The organism is Vibrio ishigakensis (genome assembly GCF_024347675.1).
GTDB classification, from domain to species: Bacteria; Pseudomonadota; Gammaproteobacteria; order Enterobacterales; family Vibrionaceae; genus Vibrio; species Vibrio ishigakensis.
In genome coordinates this window covers 2,390,610-2,410,728 of sequence record NZ_AP024881.1, presented here as the reverse complement: position 1 = coordinate 2,410,728, position 20,119 = coordinate 2,390,610, and the positions used below count along the sequence as shown (strand labels likewise).

The 20,119-nt window shown below is 46.5% G+C and carries 20 protein-coding genes; 15 read left to right on the top strand and 5 right to left on the bottom strand.

The window, feature by feature from the left end:
* Nucleotides 1–13: 13 nt before the first annotated feature.
* On the bottom strand, nucleotides 14–1,309 hold the full coding sequence (locus Pcarn_RS11020; protein WP_261833920.1) for a peptidoglycan DD-metalloendopeptidase family protein: 1,296 nt from the start codon (nucleotides 1,307–1,309) through the stop codon (nucleotides 14–16).
* A 132-nt stretch (nucleotides 1,310–1,441) separates the two neighbouring features.
* Here Pcarn_RS11020 and tyrS point away from each other — a divergent pair, with 132 nt between their 5' ends.
* Nucleotides 1,442–2,629 carry a tyrosine--tRNA ligase gene (tyrS, locus tag Pcarn_RS11015; RefSeq protein WP_261833919.1) on the top strand — a complete coding sequence of 396 codons (1,188 nt, stop codon included), beginning with the start codon at nucleotides 1,442–1,444 and terminating at the stop codon, nucleotides 2,627–2,629.
* Nucleotides 2,630–3,109: 480 nt separating this feature from the next.
* Entirely contained in the window at nucleotides 3,110–3,955 is an 846-nt protein-coding gene (locus tag Pcarn_RS11010) for a magnesium transporter (RefSeq protein ID WP_261833918.1), read from the top strand.
* Between the two features lie 25 nt (nucleotides 3,956–3,980).
* Here Pcarn_RS11010 and dacB read toward each other — a convergent pair whose 3' ends face one another.
* Both dacB and Pcarn_RS11000 read right to left on the bottom strand, forming a co-directional pair.
* The gene (dacB, locus tag Pcarn_RS11005; RefSeq protein WP_261833917.1) at nucleotides 3,981–5,363 is read right to left on the bottom strand and encodes a serine-type D-Ala-D-Ala carboxypeptidase; all 1,383 of its coding nucleotides are present in this window, start codon (nucleotides 5,361–5,363) and stop codon (nucleotides 3,981–3,983) included.
* Between the two features lie 95 nt (nucleotides 5,364–5,458).
* Complete coding sequence (locus tag Pcarn_RS11000; RefSeq protein ID WP_261833916.1) at nucleotides 5,459–6,505, bottom strand: porin; 1,047 nt, start codon at nucleotides 6,503–6,505, stop codon at nucleotides 5,459–5,461.
* Nucleotides 6,506–7,014: 509 nt separating this feature from the next.
* Between Pcarn_RS11000 and greA the strand changes: the two genes are divergently transcribed.
* Nucleotides 7,015–7,488 carry a transcription elongation factor GreA gene (gene greA / locus Pcarn_RS10995; RefSeq protein WP_261833915.1) on the top strand — a complete coding sequence of 158 codons (474 nt, stop codon included), beginning with the start codon at nucleotides 7,015–7,017 and terminating at the stop codon, nucleotides 7,486–7,488.
* 52 nt (nucleotides 7,489–7,540) lie between these two features.
* On the opposite strand, the gene yhbY is transcribed toward greA, so the two are convergent.
* Nucleotides 7,541–7,837: a ribosome assembly RNA-binding protein YhbY gene (yhbY, locus tag Pcarn_RS10990; RefSeq protein ID WP_261833914.1), complete on the bottom strand. Its 297-nt coding sequence runs from the start codon at nucleotides 7,835–7,837 to the stop codon at nucleotides 7,541–7,543.
* 139 nt (nucleotides 7,838–7,976) lie between these two features.
* On the opposite strand from yhbY, the gene rlmE reads away from it, so the two are divergent.
* The 4 genes from rlmE to glmM all read left to right on the top strand — a co-directional run bounded on the left by rlmE (nucleotide 7,977) and on the right by glmM (nucleotide 12,888).
* Nucleotides 7,977–8,606 carry a 23S rRNA (uridine(2552)-2'-O)-methyltransferase RlmE gene (gene rlmE / locus Pcarn_RS10985; protein ID WP_261833913.1) on the top strand — a complete coding sequence of 210 codons (630 nt, stop codon included), beginning with the start codon at nucleotides 7,977–7,979 and terminating at the stop codon, nucleotides 8,604–8,606.
* 87 nt (nucleotides 8,607–8,693) lie between these two features.
* Complete coding sequence (gene ftsH / locus Pcarn_RS10980; protein WP_261833912.1) at nucleotides 8,694–10,640, top strand: ATP-dependent zinc metalloprotease FtsH; 1,947 nt, start codon at nucleotides 8,694–8,696, stop codon at nucleotides 10,638–10,640.
* Nucleotides 10,641–10,702: 62 nt separating this feature from the next.
* The gene (gene folP, locus Pcarn_RS10975) at nucleotides 10,703–11,533 is read left to right on the top strand and encodes a dihydropteroate synthase (RefSeq protein WP_261833911.1); all 831 of its coding nucleotides are present in this window, start codon (nucleotides 10,703–10,705) and stop codon (nucleotides 11,531–11,533) included.
* A gap of 14 nt (nucleotides 11,534–11,547) precedes the next feature.
* Entirely contained in the window at nucleotides 11,548–12,888 is a 1,341-nt protein-coding gene (gene glmM / locus Pcarn_RS10970; RefSeq protein ID WP_261835674.1) for a phosphoglucosamine mutase, read from the top strand.
* A 72-nt stretch (nucleotides 12,889–12,960) separates the two neighbouring features.
* On the opposite strand, the gene suhB is transcribed toward glmM, so the two are convergent.
* The gene (gene suhB / locus Pcarn_RS10965) at nucleotides 12,961–13,764 is read right to left on the bottom strand and encodes an inositol-1-monophosphatase (protein WP_261833910.1); all 804 of its coding nucleotides are present in this window, start codon (nucleotides 13,762–13,764) and stop codon (nucleotides 12,961–12,963) included.
* 185 nt (nucleotides 13,765–13,949) lie between these two features.
* Here suhB and trmJ point away from each other — a divergent pair, with 185 nt between their 5' ends.
* The 8 genes from trmJ (at nucleotide 13,950) to fdx (ending at nucleotide 20,117) form a co-directional block, all read left to right on the top strand.
* Entirely contained in the window at nucleotides 13,950–14,681 is a 732-nt protein-coding gene (gene trmJ / locus Pcarn_RS10960; RefSeq protein ID WP_261833909.1) for a tRNA (cytosine(32)/uridine(32)-2'-O)-methyltransferase TrmJ, read from the top strand.
* Between the two features lie 111 nt (nucleotides 14,682–14,792).
* A complete protein-coding gene (gene iscR, locus Pcarn_RS10955; protein ID WP_261833908.1) occupies nucleotides 14,793–15,290 on the top strand; it encodes a Fe-S cluster assembly transcriptional regulator IscR in 498 nt (165 codons plus the stop codon).
* Nucleotides 15,291–15,315: 25 nt separating this feature from the next.
* Nucleotides 15,316–16,530, top strand: coding sequence for an IscS subfamily cysteine desulfurase (locus Pcarn_RS10950; RefSeq protein ID WP_261833907.1), 1,215 nt, complete (start codon nucleotides 15,316–15,318; stop codon nucleotides 16,528–16,530).
* Between the two features lie 33 nt (nucleotides 16,531–16,563).
* Nucleotides 16,564–16,947 (top strand): Fe-S cluster assembly scaffold IscU, encoded by a 384-nt coding sequence (gene iscU, locus Pcarn_RS10945; RefSeq protein ID WP_261833906.1) that lies wholly within the window; start codon nucleotides 16,564–16,566, stop codon nucleotides 16,945–16,947.
* Between the two features lie 46 nt (nucleotides 16,948–16,993).
* Nucleotides 16,994–17,317 (top strand): iron-sulfur cluster assembly protein IscA, encoded by a 324-nt coding sequence (iscA, locus tag Pcarn_RS10940; RefSeq protein WP_261833905.1) that lies wholly within the window; start codon nucleotides 16,994–16,996, stop codon nucleotides 17,315–17,317.
* A 62-nt stretch (nucleotides 17,318–17,379) separates the two neighbouring features.
* Nucleotides 17,380–17,895 carry a co-chaperone HscB gene (gene hscB, locus Pcarn_RS10935; protein WP_261833904.1) on the top strand — a complete coding sequence of 172 codons (516 nt, stop codon included), beginning with the start codon at nucleotides 17,380–17,382 and terminating at the stop codon, nucleotides 17,893–17,895.
* Nucleotides 17,896–17,916: 21 nt separating this feature from the next.
* A complete protein-coding gene (hscA, locus tag Pcarn_RS10930; RefSeq protein ID WP_261833903.1) occupies nucleotides 17,917–19,767 on the top strand; it encodes a Fe-S protein assembly chaperone HscA in 1,851 nt (616 codons plus the stop codon).
* 11 nt (nucleotides 19,768–19,778) lie between these two features.
* Nucleotides 19,779–20,117 (top strand): ISC system 2Fe-2S type ferredoxin, encoded by a 339-nt coding sequence (gene fdx / locus Pcarn_RS10925; protein WP_261833902.1) that lies wholly within the window; start codon nucleotides 19,779–19,781, stop codon nucleotides 20,115–20,117.
* Nucleotides 20,118–20,119 lie beyond the last annotated feature (2 nt).

Below are 20,119 nucleotides of genomic sequence, written 5' to 3'. Positions count from 1 at the left end.
GTGCTTTTTCATATCAATCGACCGTAGCCGTGAGCAAGGTTCGATATCGCTCAAGTTCACCAAGACGTTTTTCCGCTACCTGCATAAACTCTTTCTTCTTATTGCCAGTCAGAGATTTAGCTTCTGGAAGTTTTACCGTGCGCGGGTTCTTATGAACACCATTTACCAAGAATTCATAGTGGAGGTGAGGGCCCGTAACTCGGCCTGTACCGCCTAGCGTGCCTATGGTTTGGCCCTGCTTCACCCTTTGACCACCTTTGACCTTACGCTTTTGCAGGTGGAGATACTTGGTGATGTAGATATTGCTGTGTTTGATAAACACATAGTTACCGTTGAACTGGTTATAGCCAGATTTCAGCACGATGCCATCACCGGCTGAGTAGATAGGTGTGCCAACCGGTGCGGCATAGTCGGTGCCTCGGTGTGCGGTGATCTTGCCCGTCACTGGGTGGCGACGATTAGGATTGAAATTGGAGGTTACACGGCGAAAATCCACTGGAGAGCGCAAAAAGGCTTTTTTCATCGCTCGGCCTTTTTCGTCGTAGTAGTTACCGCTCTTCTCATCAAGGATCGCCTTGAAGGTGGTGCCTTGGTTGGTAAATTGTGCAGCTAAGATACGCCCTCTGCCAACTCGTTCACCCTCGACAATATTCTCTTCATACAACACCTTAAAGCTGTCGTTAGGACGAATATCCAGAGCAAAGTCGATATCCCAACCAAAGATACCAGCCACACTCATGATCTGATTTGGCGTGAGCTTGGCATCGATAGCCGCGTTCCAGAAGCTAGAAGTGATATTTGCCTCTGCATAGTTGAGCTGCACGTTTATCTGCTTCTTCTCAATACTGGAGATGAAGCCTGATTGTTCGCGTTTTACCACAAAGGTCTCGTAGGCACTCAATCTGCGTTTTATCTGCACTAGTTGATCGTCTGCATCGAAGCCAAAATGAAGTTCATCGTTTGGACGCAGTCGAGATAACTGCTTGTTGATGTCATCGTTGCTGGTAACCAATTGATGAAGCAGGCTAGGGGAGAGACCGATACGCTGAAATAGAACAGCTGCGCTTTCACCAGAGCGGACCTTGTAGTTGGCCCAGCGAGCGACACGGGATTGATTCTGGCTAGGCTGGCTCTTCAAAAGATCAGCATCAATGGGCAGCGAGTATAGCTTGCCTACCTTGTAGTTGGTCTTCTCATCTCTAAGCTCTCGAGGATCAGGAAGAAGGAACAAGGCTACCAAAATAATGGCAGTAAAAAGGCAAATTAACGCTCGGTGCAAAAGGGGTAAACGTTTAAAAATGGTCAGCATAGCCCGATTCGTTAGATAACTGGGTATAAATAGTGAATTTTCGTATTTGATTAGTCTAACGGCTTTCAAATCTGTTCGCTATTCAAGTACACTGTCAGGATAATTTTTTTCCTGATTTTGTGGGAGCATAACATGGCGAATTTGGAAACTGCGCTAGCTGAGATCAAACGCGGCGTAGATGAATTGATTCCAGAAGAAGAATTGATTGCCAAGCTGAAAGAGGATCGCCCTCTACGTATTAAACTGGGTGCCGATCCAACAGCACCAGATATTCATCTTGGTCACACTGTGATCCTAAACAAGCTACGTACCTTCCAAGACCTTGGACATGACGTAACTTTCCTGATCGGTGACTTCACCGGCATGGTAGGTGACCCAACAGGTAAGAACACTACGCGTCCACCGCTGACTCGCGAAGACGTACTGCGCAATGCCGAGACCTATAAAGAGCAGGTTTTCAAGATCCTAGATCCGGCAAAGACCAAGATCGCGTTCAACTCTGAATGGCTGAGCGAGCTAGGTGCTGAAGGCATGATTCGTCTAGCAGCAAACCAGACGGTTGCTCGTATGCTAGAGCGTGACGACTTTAAAAAGCGTTATAACAATGGGCAACCTATCGCTATCCACGAGTTCATGTACCCACTTCTACAAGGTTACGATTCAGTAGCAATGGAGACTGACGTTGAGCTTGGTGGTACTGACCAGAAGTTCAACCTGCTTATGGGCCGTGAACTGCAAAAAGCCAATGGTCAAAAGCCTCAGGTTGTACTGACTATGCCACTTCTTGTTGGCCTAGACGGTGAGAAGAAGATGTCTAAGTCAGCCAACAACTACATAGGTGTGACTGACGTACCGACAGAGATGTTCGGTAAGATCATGTCTATCTCTGATGACCTGATGTGGAACTACTTCGAGTGTCTATCTTTCCGTCCTCTAACTGAGATTGAGCAGTTTAAGACCGATATTGCGGAAGGTAAGAACCCACGTGATGTGAAGATCCTGCTGGCGAAAGAGATCATCGCTCGTTTCCACTCTGAAGCAGATGCTGATGCAGCAGAGCAAGAGTTCATCAACCGCTTCCAAAAGGGTGCTATCCCAGATGAGATGCCTGAGTTTGAATTCGAAGTGGGTCGCCCTGTAAGCAATCTTCTAAAAGAAGCTGAGCTATGTGCTTCGTCTTCTGAAGCTATGCGCATGGTTAAGCAAGGCGCAGCCAAAATTGATGGCGAGAAGGTAGCAGACAGCAAGTTTGTTCCACAATCGGGTACTTTTGTATTCCAAGTAGGCAAGCGCAAGTTTGCACGTATTACACTGAAGTAAAACTGTAATATGTAACGCCGTTTTAATGAGCGCCTTTTGGCGCTCATTTTGTATTTATCCACAAATGGCTTTTTGATATATTACGCGCCGCTGGACCAATCCAGCAGATTTTGGAGATAACTATGAACACTACCGACCATCCTCCTAGTAGCAAGGGAGAAAAATAACCTCTGTCGGTGTGATTCGTAACGTCTCTGCCCACAGTGGTAGGGAGTCCTTTTCTTATTTTCTCTTCTATTTTTCTCCTTGATATCTAGCCGTAAATAAAACTGAACCTGGCGTTTAGCTTTGGTTTTATACCCAAAGTAATTGGAGTTTCAGGTAGGCGGCAAGCGAGTGAAGCCCCTGAGCATAGGTTAACTATGTGATGGGGAGAGCGAGCGCCAGCCAACACCCCTGCAACTTCAAGTAAGAAGGGTATATGCGTTTTATTACGATGGTCGTTACCGTGCTTTCGCACAGCTAATCGGGAGATTCGCCATGACGGTAATGAACACTACTATTGCTCACGATGTGAACTCATTCTCACGTGAGGAGATCTGCGCAGCAACTAGCGCATTTCTGCAATATGATGAAAAACAGCAGTTGGCTCTGCTTCAAAAAATGCCAATCGAGGAAGCTGTTGGTGTGCTAAACCAATGCTCAGTAGCCTATGTGCAGAAGATGATCAGCGAACTAGAGTTGTGTGGAGAAGATGTGCGTGCACGTCACTTTGCTCATCAGCTTGGTTTTATTCGCTCTGAGGCTGAGCCACATAAGGGCTATTTATCAACCAGCGTTCTAGCGCATGTACAGCAGCGTATCGGCTGGATTATCGGGCTTGCATTGATGGGGATTGTTTCAGGTCTTATCATCGCCAGCTATGAAGATACTCTTAGCCAACTGGTTCTACTTGCCATCTATATGCCGGTAATTGCGGCAGCGGGTGGTAATACGGGTACTCAGTCGGCAACGCTTGTTATCCGAGCCTTGGCAACTGGGGAGCTGAAAAAGAGACAGTGGCTATCTGTCCTTTGGAAAGAAAGTCGCGTGGCTTTGTGCATCGGCTTTGTTATTGCTGTAGTGATAGTGGGCCGTATCTTGCTATTCAGTGATGGGGTTGGCACAGGTGGCTATAACCTGAATACTATAGCTCTCGCGGTTGCGGTGGCTCTGTTTATCCAGATCACTATCTCAACCACGCTAGGTGGCGTGCTGCCTATCATTGCGCGAGCGTTTAAGCTCGACCCTGCGGTTTTGGTAAGCCCAGTGCTGGCCTCTATCGTAGATATCTCAGGTATGTGGATCTACTTCAGCGTAGTGAACTACTTCTTGGGTATAGCCTAGAAAAGAGTGGCGGGTCTGAGACCCGCTATTTTTTTGTCTGCTGGATGAGTTTGTTATAGAAGTCTTTCTCAAAGCTCACGATGGGCGCCTCAATACCTTCACGCTTTGGCGGATGGTAGTTAGAGACAAACTGCACGAAGGTTTTTTGTATTTTACCTTCGCTATCCAATGCGTATCCCACCATGTTATGCGTGCCAAACAGTGAACCGCTTTTACCATGGATATTACCCTTGATAGGCTCCTTACGCATACTAGGGCGATACTTAAGAGTGCCGTTTTCACCTGAGGTCGGTAGCAGGGCGATTAGTCCTAGCTCTTTGTCATGAGCCTGAATATATTCCATTACCTGCATCATGCTTGAAGCCTGAATGCGGTTGTTGCGTGATAGCCCTGAACCATCTTCTAAAACAGCCGTGCTTAGGTCGATATTGGCTTTCTCATTCAGTATTAGTTTGAGTGCTGCTGTACCGCTCTCAAAGCTCCCTGAAACATCAAACATCTCGTGACCAAGTCGCTTAGTAATCGCGTCCGCGTAGAGGTTATTTGAGTCTCTAAGCATGGTCTGAAGCAGTTCATCGATTGGCGCCGATTGATGAGAGGCAATAACCTTAGCTCTTCGCTCTGTTTTACCTACGCGAATCTGGCCCTCAAGTTTGGTGTTCCAAGACTTAAATATCTGCTCTATGACGTTTTCTACGTAAAGCTGTGGAGACTGTAGAGCGAACTTCAGAGGTAGAGGTTTATTACGTTTTTGCAGGCAACCTGAGAGGGTGTATGTATTATTTGGAGCTGTCGTTAATTCTAAATCACAGAAGCTTTGCTCCTGCTCTTCTTTTGTGAGGCTCTTTACGTTGCCAACGACCTCAATTGGTTGAAACGAAGGCACATAAATACGACTACTGCCATTCTCGTTTGTGGAAATAGAGGCTTGAACACAGTTGCCTTCCAAGGACACCGCACTAACCGGAGCAGCATAACAGACCCCGAGTACGTCCCATGGCCAGCCCACACCTCGGGTGTAACCGGTAAAGATAGAGTCATCTAAAATAAGGTCACCAGAAATGGTTTTGCCTTTTAATGGGCGAAGCAGTGCTTCAAGGTTTTTTCTTAAAAGGCTTGGGTCACCACTAAATCTAACAACGTAATCCTGATCTTGTTTGAGAAGTTCGGTACTGAATCGAAACTCATTGTTTGGCCACTGCAGTTTGGCTGCCAATGCGGTTACTACCTTAAGAGTACTAGCTGGTGGCATGAGTTGCTCTGCATTGTGAGACTCGATTTCTGAGGTGCCATTTCGCACTAAAATGGACGATGAACTGCCCTCAGGAAGAAGATCATAAGTGGCGATGGACGCCAAAGCTGAGTGTGTGAGAGCTAAGCTGAGAGTAAGGGAGAGTAGGCGACGCATAGTGGTCCTGACAGCGAAGGGATATGTTGCCAGTATAAACAAAAACACCCGCCAAAAGGCAGGTGTTTTTCGATAGAACTTAGGTGGTTATACCATTATAGGTAGTAACGAACACCAACAGAGTACTTGTTATCGTCGTCTGAGTAGTCATCACCTAGGTCGATTTGGTAACCAGCGAAGCCAACAAAGCTGTTAGTGAAGTTGTACTCAGCTTGGATAGCCATTTCGCTGCGAACAGTTAGGTTATCTGCGTCGTTTTCTACACCTTCGTAGTTAACAGAAAGGTTTAGGCTGTTAGATAGAGCGTAAGCTGCTAGGAATTCGTAAGCAGAAGTCTCAGCTAGTGCTTCACCGCCAGCAATGTTCATGTATTCGTTCATTGCGTATACACCAGCGATGTATAGGCCGTTACCGTAAGAACCGTACTTAGCAGAGAACGCGTGAGAGTTAGCGTCTTTCGTGCCACCAGTTACGCCAGTAAGTGGAGAGAAGTCAACGTCACCTGTGTTGTAAACGTAACCTGCAGAGAAACCAGCAACGTCAGCAGAAACAGCTACTTGAATACGGTCACCGTAGTTACCTGCGTCAGCATTTGGATCAAGAGCGTTGAATGACTCAGAGTTGTCACCCTGCCAACCTAGACCGAAGTTAAGACCTACAGAACCTAGGTCAACACCATTGCGGTAAGAAACCATCTTGTCTGCACGGCCAGTACCTAGTTTGCCATGGTTGTCGTATAGAAAGTCGTTCGCGAAAGCGATTGGCATATCAGCTACACCAGCAACGTCGTAGTATGGAGACCACTGAGTACCAGCTACTGCGCGACCGAATGTGTCATGAGAAACACCGATGTAACCTAGACGAGTAGTGAATGTGTTGTCACCACCTTCTAGCATGTTCATCGCCCACTCACCTTTAGCGTCAGCAGTGAAGCCGTGGCCAAGGTCTTGAGTAGCGTTGAAGTTAATACGAGGAGATACAGCTTCTACTGTTGGGTCATTTTCTTCAGAACCCTGGATAGCAGCAGTTACGTGACCGCCTACAGCGAAAGTTGTGCCGTCGTTGTTGTAAAGCTCAACAGCAGATGCTTGAGTACCGAATGCCGCTGCAGCAACTGCTAGCGCAATGATTTTCTTGTTCATTTCCAAATCCTAAAAGTTTTGTCCATAAATGGGCGTGTTCACTGTGCCCTAAAATTTCCCGAATCCGAATCAGTGAGTCAGGCGCGTTACTAAGTTATTGTTATTCGTAACGTTTAATGCGTAACCAGAATCGTTCCGTTGAAGGATTTTGACCTAGATCAGTAAGGGGTCGGAAGTAAAATGATGTAAAGATATGGAACTTTTTGGATCTAAAGGTTTGTGTGGGTGGCTATATTCAACCATTTCAATAGGTTAGTTGTTGTTATAAAAATCAGTGAATAGTGAGTTGTTTAGTAGTTTTTATAGTTTAGATTAAAAAACACGCAGTTAATCAGTGATTTAGATGTGATTGATGTCACGAAACTGAACTTGGTTGCACAGATGAATTTAGGTGAAAATTTTTACTGTTTTCGATACAATTGAAGCATTCCAATTGAATATTCGCCTATTGAGCACTCCGCTCGATAGGTTTTTTGTTGTCCTAATTTAGCTTGGACATAGAGGTTATTATGCAAAAAGTACCTATGACTGTTCGTGGCGAGCAGAAACTAAAAGAAGAACTCGATCGCTTGCTAAAGCTTCGTCCACAAATCTCTGTGGCTATCGCAGAAGCGCGTGAGCTGGGTGACCTAAAAGAGAACGCAGAGTACCATGCAGCTCGTGAAGAGCAAGGCATCTGTGAAGCACAAATTCGTGATATCGAATACAAGCTATCTGTTGCTCAGGTTATCGATGTAACTAAGATGGATAACACCGGCAAGGTAATCTTCGGTACTACCGTAACCCTTATCGACGTTGATACTGAAGAAGAGTTCAAATACCAAATCGTTGGTGATGATGAGGCTGAAATTAAGCTTGGTCGTATCTCTGTAAGCTCACCAATTGCTCGTGGTCTGATCGGTAAAATGGAAGGCGATGAAGTGACTATCACTACTCCGGGTGGTGTAAAAGACTTCGAAATCGAACAAGTCGAATATATCTAATAGATATCAAAAAGGCTGCATTACGCAGCCTTTTCTCTTCTTACCGTCGCGATTATTTGCGAGGAAGTTCAATCTTGCGATCTTCGGTCTGACGATACAGAACTAGGGTCTTACCAATAGTCTGTACTTTTTCTGCGCCAGTCTCACGAACGATAGCTTCGATGATTAGGTTTTTAGTCTCACGATCTTCTGAAGCAACTTTTACCTTGATCAGTTCATGATGGTCGAGAGCGATTTCGATTTCCGCTAGAACAGCCTCTGTCAATCCATTTGCGCCCATTAGCACAACCGGCTTAAGGTTGTGTGCTAGGCCTTTTAGGTGCTGCTTTTGTTTGGTGCTTAGGTTCATATCGCGGCCAAATTCTTAGTTTAAAGGGTTGAAAAATCCTATTTTAGCTTCATATCTGTATCAAGACTATACCCAAGTGATTTATTAGCCTTTAATAAAGCTAATAGGGATAGAAAAAACACTGAATTCTGGGAATTTAATGAGTAAACAAAAACGATCTGCAAGTTCTGGCCGTTGGCTGAAGGAGCATTTTGACGATATCTACGCTAATGAAGCGAGAAAAAAGGGCTATCGCTCTCGCGCTTTCTTTAAGATTGATGAAATCCAAGAGAAAGATAAGCTGATAAAACCGGGTCACACAGTAGTGGACTTGGGCTCTGCACCAGGCGGCTGGTCTCAATACGCAGCAAAAATTGTTGGGGATGAGGGGCAAGTCATAGCCTGCGACATTTTGCCTATGGATTCCATAGCTGGTGTGGCATTCTTGCAGGGTGACTTTCGAGAAGAATCTGTGCTTGATGCACTACTTGAGAGAATCCAACCGGACATGGTTGACGTAGTAATGTCTGACATGGCTCCAAATATGGCAGGCAATTCGTCTGTAGATCAACCAAGAGCAATGTATTTGGTTGAACTTGCCCTCGATATGTGTCGACAAGTTCTAGCACCAAATGGTAGCTTTGTAGTTAAGGTATTCCAAGGCGAAGGCTTCGACCAGTACGTCAAGGAATGCAGAGACATGTTCAAGGTTGTGAAGATACGTAAACCTGACTCATCGCGAGCACGTTCCCGTGAGGTATACGTTGTTGCAACTGGCTACAAAGGCTAACATTTAACAATCTAGCTACACGTTCTAAACTGTAGTAATCTACCTTTAATTACAATTAGTTATCGAGAGGCTTACACCTTGAGTGACATGGCAAAAAATTTAATCCTGTGGCTAGTGATAGCTGTAGTATTAATGTCCGTATTCCAGAGCTTTGGCCCTGGAGACAGTAACGGAAAAACTGTGGATTACACCACATTCATACAGGAAGTTGGCCAAGGCCAGATTCGTGAAGCAAAAATCAACGATAAAGAAATTGTTTTCTATCGTAGTGATAACTCACGAAATGTGACGTACATGCCTGTGTACGACACCAAGTTGCTTGATGACCTTATCAACCAAAACGTTAAAGTAACAGGTACTCCACCAGAAGAGCAGAGCCTGCTTGGAACCATCTTCATCTCTTGGTTCCCGATGATTCTTCTTATTGGTGTGTGGATTTTCTTCATGCGTCAGATGCAAGGCGGCGGTGGCAAAGGTGCCATGTCGTTCGGTAAATCTAAAGCGCGCATGATGAGCGAAGAACAAATCAAGACCCTATTCTCTGACGTCGCAGGCTGTGACGAAGCAAAAGAGGATGTAAAAGAGCTTGTAGATTATCTTCGCGACCCAAGCCGATTCCAGAAACTGGGCGGTAAGATCCCTACGGGTGTTCTTCTTGTTGGTCCTCCTGGTACAGGTAAAACCCTTCTTGCGAAAGCCATCGCAGGCGAAGCTAAGGTTCCATTCTTTACTATCTCAGGTTCTGACTTCGTAGAGATGTTTGTTGGTGTGGGTGCGTCACGTGTACGTGACATGTTCGACCAAGCGAAGAAAGCGGCGCCTTGTATCATCTTCATCGATGAGATCGATGCCGTAGGTCGCCAACGTGGCGCTGGTGTTGGTGGTGGTCACGATGAACGTGAACAAACACTTAACCAAATGCTGGTTGAGATGGATGGCTTCGAAGGTAACGAAGGTATCATAGTTATCGCTGCGACTAACCGTCCAGACGTACTTGACCCTGCGCTATTGCGTCCTGGCCGTTTCGACCGTCAGGTTGTAGTTGGACTACCAGACGTTCGTGGTCGTGAGCAAATCCTTAAGGTTCACATGCGCAAAGTACCTCTAGCAGGTGACGTTGAGCCTTCTCTGATTGCTCGTGGTACTCCAGGTTTCTCTGGTGCTGACCTCGCTAACCTAGTGAACGAAGCTGCTCTATTTGCTGCTCGCGGCAACAAGCGCAACGTTTCTATGGTCGAGTTCGAGCAGGCGAAAGACAAGATCATGATGGGTGCAGAGCGCCGCTCTATGGTAATGACAGACGACATCAAAGAGTCGACTGCATACCACGAAGCTGGCCACGCCATCATCGGTCGTCTAGTGCCAGAGCATGACCCAGTTTATAAGGTATCTATCATTCCTCGTGGCCGTGCTCTTGGTGTGACTATGTACCTACCTGAGCAAGACCGCATCAGCATGAACCGCCAGCACCTAGAGTCTATGGTTTCTAGCCTGTACGGTGGTCGTCTAGCGGAAGAGCTAATCTACGGTAAAGACAAGGTTTCTACCGGTGCATCTAACGATATCGAACGTGCAACTGACATTGCTCGTAAGATGGTTACTCAGTGGGGCTTCTCAGACAAGCTTGGTCCACTTCTGTATGCAGAAGAAGAGGGTGAGGTGTTCCTAGGACGTAGCGTTACTCAGACTAAACATATGTCTGATGATACAGCCAAACTGATCGACGATGAGATTCGCCAAATTATCGACCGCAACTACGCTCGTGCACGTCAAATCCTTGAAGAAAACATGGATATCATGCACGCCATGAAAGATGCGTTGATGAAGTACGAAACCATTGATGCAGGTCAGATTGACGACCTAATGGAACGTAAAGAAGTTATCCGTGAACCAGCGGGCTGGGGCGAAGTAAGTAAGCCAGTTGAGCAGCCAGAAGAGGCGCCAAAGGCCGAAACTAAGCCAGATGCAGAGGCTGAGAAGAAGGCCGATGCTGAACCTGCGAAATCAGAGTCTGCAGATAAAGAATCTGAATAATCCGTCGTAAATTAAAAACCCCGAGCTCGCTCGGGGTTTTTCCGTATATTCCCTTCAAAACTATGATACTGACCAATAACTCTAAAACTCTGGACCTCTCAACACCTCAGGTGATGGGCATCCTTAACGTGACTCCAGACTCCTTCTCTGATGGCGGTAAGTTTAATCGTATTGATGCAGCTATTGAGCATGCCAAGCAGATGATTGCTTATGGTGCGACCATAATCGATATCGGCGGCGAGTCTACACGTCCGGGAGCGCCAGATGTTGCTCTTGAAGAAGAACTCGAGCGTGTGATCCCAGTGATCAAGGCGTTGCGTGCGGTTTCGGATGTTTGGATTTCTATCGATACCAGCAAAGCTGAGGTAATGAAGCAGGCAGCAGAAGCAGGTGCAGACATCATCAACGATGTTCGAGCCTTGCAAGAGCCTAATGCTCTTCAAGTAGCCGCAGATACAAGACTTCCTATTTGTTTAATGCATATGCAAGGACAACCCCGCACTATGCAGAGCAATCCGCAATATGACGACCTACTGGAAGATGTGGGTGAGTTTCTAGAGAAGCGCATTCGAGCCTGTGCTGAGGTAGGAATCGATAAGAGTAAGCTGATTCTTGACCCTGGATTTGGCTTTGGAAAGACGCTTGAGCATAACTATCAACTTCTACAGCAGCTAGAAAAATTCCATCAATTTGGGCTACCTATCTTGGCAGGTATGTCGCGCAAATCTATGATTTTTAAGTTGCTTGATAAGACGCCAGCAGAGACTTTGGCGGGTAGTATTACCTGCGCGGTAATCGCAGCGCAAAAGGGCGCACAGATAATTCGTGTTCATGATGTTGAACAAACAGTGGATGCAGTGAAGATCGTAAACTTCATGCACAAATTACAATAAAGACTAGGTTATTAATTATGTCGAAGAGACGTTATTTTGGCACCGATGGTGTCCGTGGCAAGGTGGGTCAATACCCAATCACTCCTGACTTTGTACTCAAGCTAGGTTGGGCGGCTGGCCGAGTTTTGGCAAAGCAAGGCACCAAGAAAGTTATTATTGGTAAAGATACTCGTATCTCTGGCTATATGCTTGAGTCCGCTCTTGAAGCCGGTCTTGCTGCTGCAGGTTTAAAGGCGACCTTCACTGGTCCTATGCCAACGCCAGCGGTTGCTTATCTAACTCAAACCTTCCGTGCTGAGGCAGGTATCGTTATCTCTGCGTCGCACAACCCATACTACGACAACGGTATTAAGTTCTTCTCATCTGAAGGTACTAAGCTTCCTGACGATATCGAGCTAGCCATTGAAGCGGAACTTGATAAAGACATCGAGTGTGTGGAATCGGCAATGCTTGGTAAGGCATCTCGTCTAAACGATGCGGCGGGTCGTTACATCGAATTCTGTAAGAGCACCTTCCCACATCATGAGAGCTTAGCTTCTCTAAAGATCGTTGTGGATTGTGCTCATGGCGCAACCTACCACATCGCTCCTAGCGTGTTTAAAGAGCTAGGTGCTGAGCTGGTGCTAATGGGTTGTGAACCTGACGGTCTTAACATCAACAAAGAAGTGGGTGCTACCGATGTTCGCGCTCTACAAAAACGTGTTGTTGAAGAGAAAGCGGATCTAGGTTTAGCGTTTGATGGTGACGGTGACCGCATCATCATGGTTGACCACAAGGGTAACAAGGTAGACGGCGACCAGATCGCGTATATCATTGCTCGCGATGCACTGCGTCGTGGTGAGCTAAAAGGTGGCGTTGTAGGTACTCTGATGACCAACCTAGGTATGGAAAATGGCCTTAAGCAACTGGGTATCCCGTTCTCTCGTGCCGCCGTTGGTGACCGTTATGTAATGGAGCAACTGGTTGAGAAGGGTTGGAAGATCGGTGCCGAAAACTCAGGCCATGTTATCCTACTTGATAAGGTAACTACCGGTGATGCTATTGTTGCTGCGCTTCAGGTGCTAGCTTCAATCGTGGGTAGTAACATGAGCCTGTTCGACCTATCTCAAGGTATGACGCTATATCCACAAGAGTTGGTAAACGTGCGCTTTAGTGGTGATACTAACCCAATGGAGCTAGACATTGTTAAGCAGGCGGTTATCGATGCTGAGACTGAACTTGCCGATAAAGGTCGCGTACTTCTGCGTAAGTCAGGTACAGAGCCACTTATCCGAGTTATGGTTGAAGGTGAAGATGGCGAGCTAGTGCTAGCCTTGGCGAATCGAATCGCCGATGTGGTTAAAGAAAACTGCTAAAACAAAAAATGGTCACCTAGGTGACCATTTTTTTATATTCAAATTCGGCAAGCTACTATTTCTGCCTAGCTTTTATTTTAGTAGAGCTTCATTGCCGTGTTCGCGGATGTGCTTAAGGATACCCTTAACGCCACGTGCGCTTGAACCAACTACGTTACCTGATTTCAGGTAATCAGTACCGCCTGCAAAGTCAGTTAGAATCGCACCAGCTTCACGAGCGATCAGCTCACCTGCAGCGATGTCCCATGGTTTAAGACCAAGCTCGAAGAAACCATCTACACGGTTAGCCGCTAGGTAGCATAGGTCAAGAGCTGCAGAGCCAGTGCGACGGAAATCAGATACGTCGTTAAATAGAGAACTCATGATCTTGAAGTAAGATTCTGAGTGTTGCTTTTGCTTGTATGGGAAACCTGTCGCTAGCACAGTACCTTGAAGGTCTTTAAGCTGCTTAACACGGATACGAGAGTTGTTTAGCTGAGCGCCAGCACCGCGTTGTGCAGTGAATAGCTCGTTAAGCATTGGGTCATAAACACATGCAACCTCAGTTTTACCGTTAATACGAACTGCGATTGATACAGAGAAGTGTGGAAGACCTTTAGCGAAGTTAGTGGTGCCATCCAGTGGGTCAATGATCCATTGTACAGCGTCGTCTTTACCTTGTTGAAGGCCAGACTCTTCTGCAATGATGCTGTGATCAGGGTAAGAAGCTTTAATCGTATCAATGATTAAGTACTCGGCTTCTTTATCTACGTTGGTCACTAGATCGTTAGTGCCTTTTAGAGATGTTTCGATTTTGTCAGCGTTTTCTAGAGATTTAGCAATATGATTGCCTGCTTTTCGCGCAGCGCGAATAGCAATATTCAGCATAGGATGCATATTTATATACCCAACGGATGTTAAAGAACTAAAGCGGTGCGGAGTATAAGCAAGAATTCCATAAAAGGGAAGTGGTTATTTTTTATTCGAAACGAATTTGGTTGGGTCATGTGGGTATTTAGCGGTCACTTGTGCATATTGATTGTGCTAACATTCCCTCGATTTCAAAGTTCAAGGAAACCAAGATGCTAAACCAAGTCAAAGTCGTACTTGTTGGAACCTCTCACCCAGGAAATATTTGCTCTGCAGCGAGAGCTATGAAGGTGATGGGCATAAAACAACTAGTGTTAGTCGCACCTCAATGTGAGGTAGATGAGCAGAGTATGGCATTGGCGGCAGGGGCAGATGATGTAGTAAAGAATGCCCGAGTGTTTGAGACCCTTGAACAGGCGGTAGCTGATTGTGCACTGGTAGTGGGTTCAAGTGCTCGATCACGTACCTTGGACTGGCCCATGCTCGAACCAAGAGAGTGCGGTATTAAGTTTGTCCAAGAAGGACAAAGCGCACCGGTAGCACTAGTATTCGGTCGTGAGCGTACAGGTCTTACTAATGAAGAGCTTCAGATCTGCCAGTATCATGTTTGTATCCCAGCTAACCCAGAATACAGCTCGCTAAACCTAGCCATGGCAGTACAAACCCTTACCTATGAAATCCGTATGGCCTTTCTTGAACACCAGCAAGCAGCCTACCCAGAGCAAGCTCAGCCAGAGTATGCCAGACACGGTGAACTACAAATGTTTTACGAGCACCTTGAAAAGGTACTGCTCGATACCCAGTTTATCTCTGAGGACAAACCTACTCAGGTTATGAATAAGCTAAAACGTCTGTTCAGTCGCGCACGCCCAGAGGCGCAAGAGTTGAATATCCTTAGGGGTGTTCTGAGCTCGGTTCAGAAGTCGATTGCGGACAAAAAATAACCATGCTAGCAAAATGGTTAAATACCTGAGTAAATTAGTCAAATAAATACTTGACCGTTTTTGTCGGGTATGGGAGACTTCCCGTATTCAGTGAATCGGAAAGAGTGTGATATGAAGCTTACATCTAAAGGAAGATATGCCGTAACAGCCATGCTTGATGTAGCATTGCATTCTCAGCACGGCCCAGTTCCGCTAGCGGACATTTCGGAGCGTCAGGGTATATCTCTTTCCTATTTGGAACAACTGTTTTCCAAGTTACGTAAAGCTGGCCTAGTGGCGAGTGTACGAGGCCCGGGTGGTGGTTATAACCTGGGTAAAACGGCTGATACTATTGCGATCGGTACTATCATTTCAGCCGTAGATGAATCAGTAGAGGCGACTCGCTGTAATGGAAAAGCAGATTGTCAGGGAGGCGCTAGGTGTTTGACGCACACCCTATGGCGTGATTTAAGCTCCCGCATTAGTGATTTTTTAAACAACATCACCCTTGGTGAGTTGATGTTGGATAACGAAGTTCTCGAAATTTCAGGACGTCAAGATATGGAGCTAGCAGCGAACCACGCAGTTCCTTCTATCTCTGAAACTATTGGTATCAACGTCCGCTCATAGAGCAACAGTTTTACTTGGAGTAAATATGAAACTGCCTATTTATTTAGACTATTCTGCAACCTGCCCAGTTGATGAGCGCGTTGCGCAGAAGATGGTCCAGTTTATGACTATGGATGGTACTTTCGGTAACCCTGCATCTCGCTCGCACCGCTTTGGTTGGCAAGCAGAGGAAGCTGTGGATACGGCTCGTGAGCAGATTGCTGACCTTCTAAATGCAGACCCACGTGAGATCGTATTCACCTCGGGTGCAACTGAATCTGATAACCTTGCTATTAAAGGTGCTGCAAACTTCTACTCGAAGAAAGGCAAGCACATCATCACTAGCAAGACTGAGCATAAAGCCGTTCTTGACCCATGTCGTCAACTAGAACGTGAAGGCTTCGAGGTAACTTACCTAGAGCCAGAAGCGAACGGCATCATTGACCTAAACAAGCTTAAAGACGCAATGCGTGAAGACACTGTGCTGGTATCTATCATGCACGTGAACAACGAAATCGGCGTTATTCAAGATATCAACTCGATCGGCGAACTATGCCGTGAGCGTAAGATCGTATTCCATGTGGATGCGGCTCAATCAGCGGGCAAACTGCCGATCGACGTACAAGAAACTAAGGTTGATCTAATTTCATTGTCTGCGCACAAAGCGTATGGTCCTAAGGGTATTGGCGCACTTTACGTTCGTCGTAAGCCTCGTATCCGTCTTGAAGCACAGATGCACGGTGGTGGTCATGAGCGAGGTTTCCGTTCTGGTACGCTTCCAACTCACCAAATCGTGGGTATGGGTGAAGCATTCCGTGTAGCAAAAGAAGACATGGAAAAAGATTACCAGCACGCACTTAGCCTGCGTAACCGTCTTCTAGACCAAATCAAAGACCTAGAAGAAGTAACAATTAACGGTGACCTTGAGCAGCGTGTACCGCACAACCTAAACGTGAGCTTTGCTTTCGTTGAGGGCGAATCGCTACTAATGTCACTAAAAGACCTAGCAGTATCTTCGGGTTCGGCATGTACTTCAGCAAGCCTTGAGCCATCTTATGTACTGCGCGCTTTAGGTCTTAACGATGAACTAGCACACAGCTCGGTTCGCTTCTCATTCGGTCGTTACACCACTGAAGAAGAAGTTGATTATGCAGCGGCACAAATCCGCGAAGCAGTGACCAAACTACGTGATATGTCTCCGCTTTGGGACATGTTTAAAGAAGGGATTGATCTGGACACCGTTGAGTGGGCACATCATTAATTCCAAGGAAGTTGAGGATTAGAGGAATTTATTATGGCTTACAGTGAAAAAGTAATTGATCATTACGAGAATCCACGCAACGTTGGGTCGTTCGATAAAGAAGATCCAAATGTAGGTAGTGGTATGGTTGGCGCACCAGCATGTGGTGACGTTATGAAACTTCAAATCAAGGTGACTCCAGAAGGCATCATCGAAGACGCGAAGTTTAAGACCTATGGTTGCGGTAGTGCTATCGCATCTAGCTCACTCGTAACTGAGTGGGTTAAAGGTAAGACTGTAGATGAAGCAGCAGCGATCAAGAACGCTGAAATTGCGGAAGAGCTAGAGCTACCACCAGTGAAGATCCACTGTTCAATCCTTGCAGAAGACGCTATTAAAGCAGCTGTATCGGATTACAAAAAGAAACATCAAGAGTAATAGTTGGGGAGTTCGCTCCCCAGTTTCAGGAAAATAAGGTTGTAGTATGGCCATCACAATGACACAAACCGCAGCAGACCGCGTGCAAGCATTCATGGACAGTCGAGGCAAAGGTATTGGCTTACGTCTAGGAGTGAAGACCACGGGATGTTCGGGCATGGCTTATGTGCTTGAATTCGTTGATGAACTAAACGAAGAAGACAGTGTATTTGAGCATAAAGGCGTGAAAGTGATAATCGATGCCAAGAGCCTAGTTTATCTTGATGGTACTGAGCTTGATTATGTGAAAGAAGGACTTAACGAAGGATTTGAGTTCAACAACCCTAACGCCAAGGGCGAATGTGGTTGTGGCGAGAGCTTCAACGTTTAATCCGAGTTAAGCAGGGGGAATTTATTCCCCCCTTCTTTTGTATCTCGATGCAGAGAAACCAGATGAATCACTTTGAACTTTTTGGGCTACCAACGCAGTTTGAGCTGGATGGTAGCCTTCTTTCTTCTCAATTTCGCGAACTCCAACGTCGCTTTCACCCTGACAACTTCGCAACCGCGTCGGAGCGTGATCGCCTTATGGCGGTGCAAAAGGCAGCGACCATCAACGATGCTTATCAGGTACTGAAGAATCCTATCACTCGCGCCGAATACCTGCTTTCAGAGAATGGTGTTGATATCCGTGCTGAACAACAGACCTTGCAAGATCCTATGTTCTTAATGCAACAGATGGAATTGCGTGAAGAGCTTGAAGATATAGGTTCTAGCAGTGATGCAGAAGAACAGTTGTTTGATTTTTCAGGCAAAGTGTCGAAAATGCATAAACAACAACTGAAGTTGGTACAACAGCAGCTAGAAGAGCAAGCTTGGGAGCAAGCTGCCGATAGCGTTCGAAAGCTGAAATTTATTGAAAAACTAAATGTAGAGATTGAACGACTCGAAGACCGTTTGATGGGCTAGTCGTTTAACAAAAGGAAGCACATGCCATTACTTCAAATTGCAGAGCCAGGTCAAAGCTCTGCCCCTCATGAGCATAGACTTGCTGCTGGTATCGACCTAGGTACTACAAATTCATTGGTCGCTACCGTGCGTAGTGGCGAAGCCTCGACCCTGCTTGATGAAAGCGGTCGCGCTATCTTGCCTTCTGCAGTGCATTATCAGTCTGAAGAAATTGTAGTGGGCCATAATGCCTTGGCTTCTGCTGAGGCAGATCCAGTCAACTCGATTATCTCGGTGAAGCGTTTACTTGGTCGCTCTGCAACTGACGTACAGCAACGATTCCCTAATCTGCCGTATGATTTGCAGATCAGCGACAATGGGCTACCTCTGCTTCGCACTGCTCAAGGTGACAAGAATCCAATTGAGGTTTCTTCTGACATCCTTAAGTCTTTGGCAAAACGCGCTGAAGATACTTTAGGTGGCGAACTGACGGGTGTGGTTATCACGGTTCCTGCTTACTTTGACGATGCTCAGCGTGCTGGCACCAAAGATGCGGCTAAGCTGGCAGGTTTAAATGTATTGCGTCTTCTTAATGAACCAACCGCTGCAGCAATCGCCTATGGTCTAGATTCAGGTCAAGAGGGCGTAATTGCGGTATATGACCTTGGTGGCGGTACCTTTGATATTTCAATCCTGCGTCTGTCACGCGGGGTGTTCGAGGTGCTATCAACCGGTGGTGACTCTTCGCTAGGTGGCGATGATTTTGACCACCTTTTGGCTGAGCACTTACAAAGTGAGATGGGACTTGAAACCCTGACTCCACAGCAAACTCGAGCTCTGCTTAACGCTGCTACTCAAGCGAAAATTGATTTATCTAGTCAAGACGTCGCTGAAGTATCTGTACTTGATTGGACTGGCAGTGTATCTCGCGATCAGTTTGAAGAGCTGATTCGTCCGCTAGTTAAGCGCACTTTGATGTCTTGTCGTCGCGCTGTAAAAGATGCGGGTATCGATAACGATGAAGTGCTTGAAGTAGTTATGGTTGGCGGTTCAACCCGCACACCTCTAGTTCGTGAAATGGTAGGTGACTTCTTTGGTCGCACTCCATTAACCAGTATTAATCCTGATGAAGTTGTCGCTATCGGCGCAGCTATTCAGGCGGATATCCTAGCGGGTAATAAGCCTGATTCAGAGATGCTACTACTTGATGTGATCCCACTTTCCCTTGGTATCGAAACCATGGGTGGTTTGGTTGAGAAGATCATCCCGCGTAACACCACGATTCCTGTGGCCCGTGCGCAAGAGTTTACTACCTTTAAGGATGGTCAAACGGCCATGACTGTGCACGTAGTGCAAGGCGAGCGTGAGATGGTCGATGACGGTCGCTCTCTGGCTAAGTTTGCTCTGAAAGGTATTCCGCCAATGGCTGCAGGTGCTGCGCACATTCGTGTGACCTATCAGGTGGATGCCGATGGTCTATTGTCAGTAACGGCAATGGAGAAGAGCACTGGCGTTAATGCTGAGATCCAGGTGAAACCATCTTACGGTCTTAGCGATGACGAAGTAGCGAACATGCTAAAAGAGTCTATGACTCACGCGAAAGAAGATATGCAGGCTCGCGCACTGGCTGAGCAGCGTGTAGAAGCTGACCGAGTAATCGAAGGCCTGATTGCCGCTATGCAGCAAGATGGTGACGAGCTTCTTTCCGAGCAAGAGCGCGCCGAGTTACTTAAAGCGATTGAGCAATTGATCGAGCTTCGCAACGGTCACGATGCAGACGCTATTGAAGAGGGCATCAAGAAAGCGGATAACGCTAGCCAAGATTTTGCCTCTCGTCGTATGGATAAATCGATTCGTCAGGCTCTGTCTGGTCAATCAGTAGATGATATTTAGAGAATAAGAAAATGCCTAAGATTGTTGTATTGCCACATGAAGAGTTGTGCCCAGAGGGCGCGGTACTTGAAGCTGAAACTGGTGAGAGCGTACTAGACGTCGCTCTGAAAAACGGTATCGGTATTGAGCATGCGTGTGAGAAATCCTGTGCATGTACTACTTGTCATGTGGTTATCCGTGAAGGCTTTGATTCTCTTGAAGAGAGTGAAGAGCTAGAAGACGATATGCTAGATAAAGCGTGGGGCTTGGAGCCGGAATCTCGCCTAGGTTGTCAGGCTATGGTAGCTGACGAAGACCTAGTGGTAGAGATCCCTAAATACACGCTGAACCACGCTTCAGAAGACCACTAAAC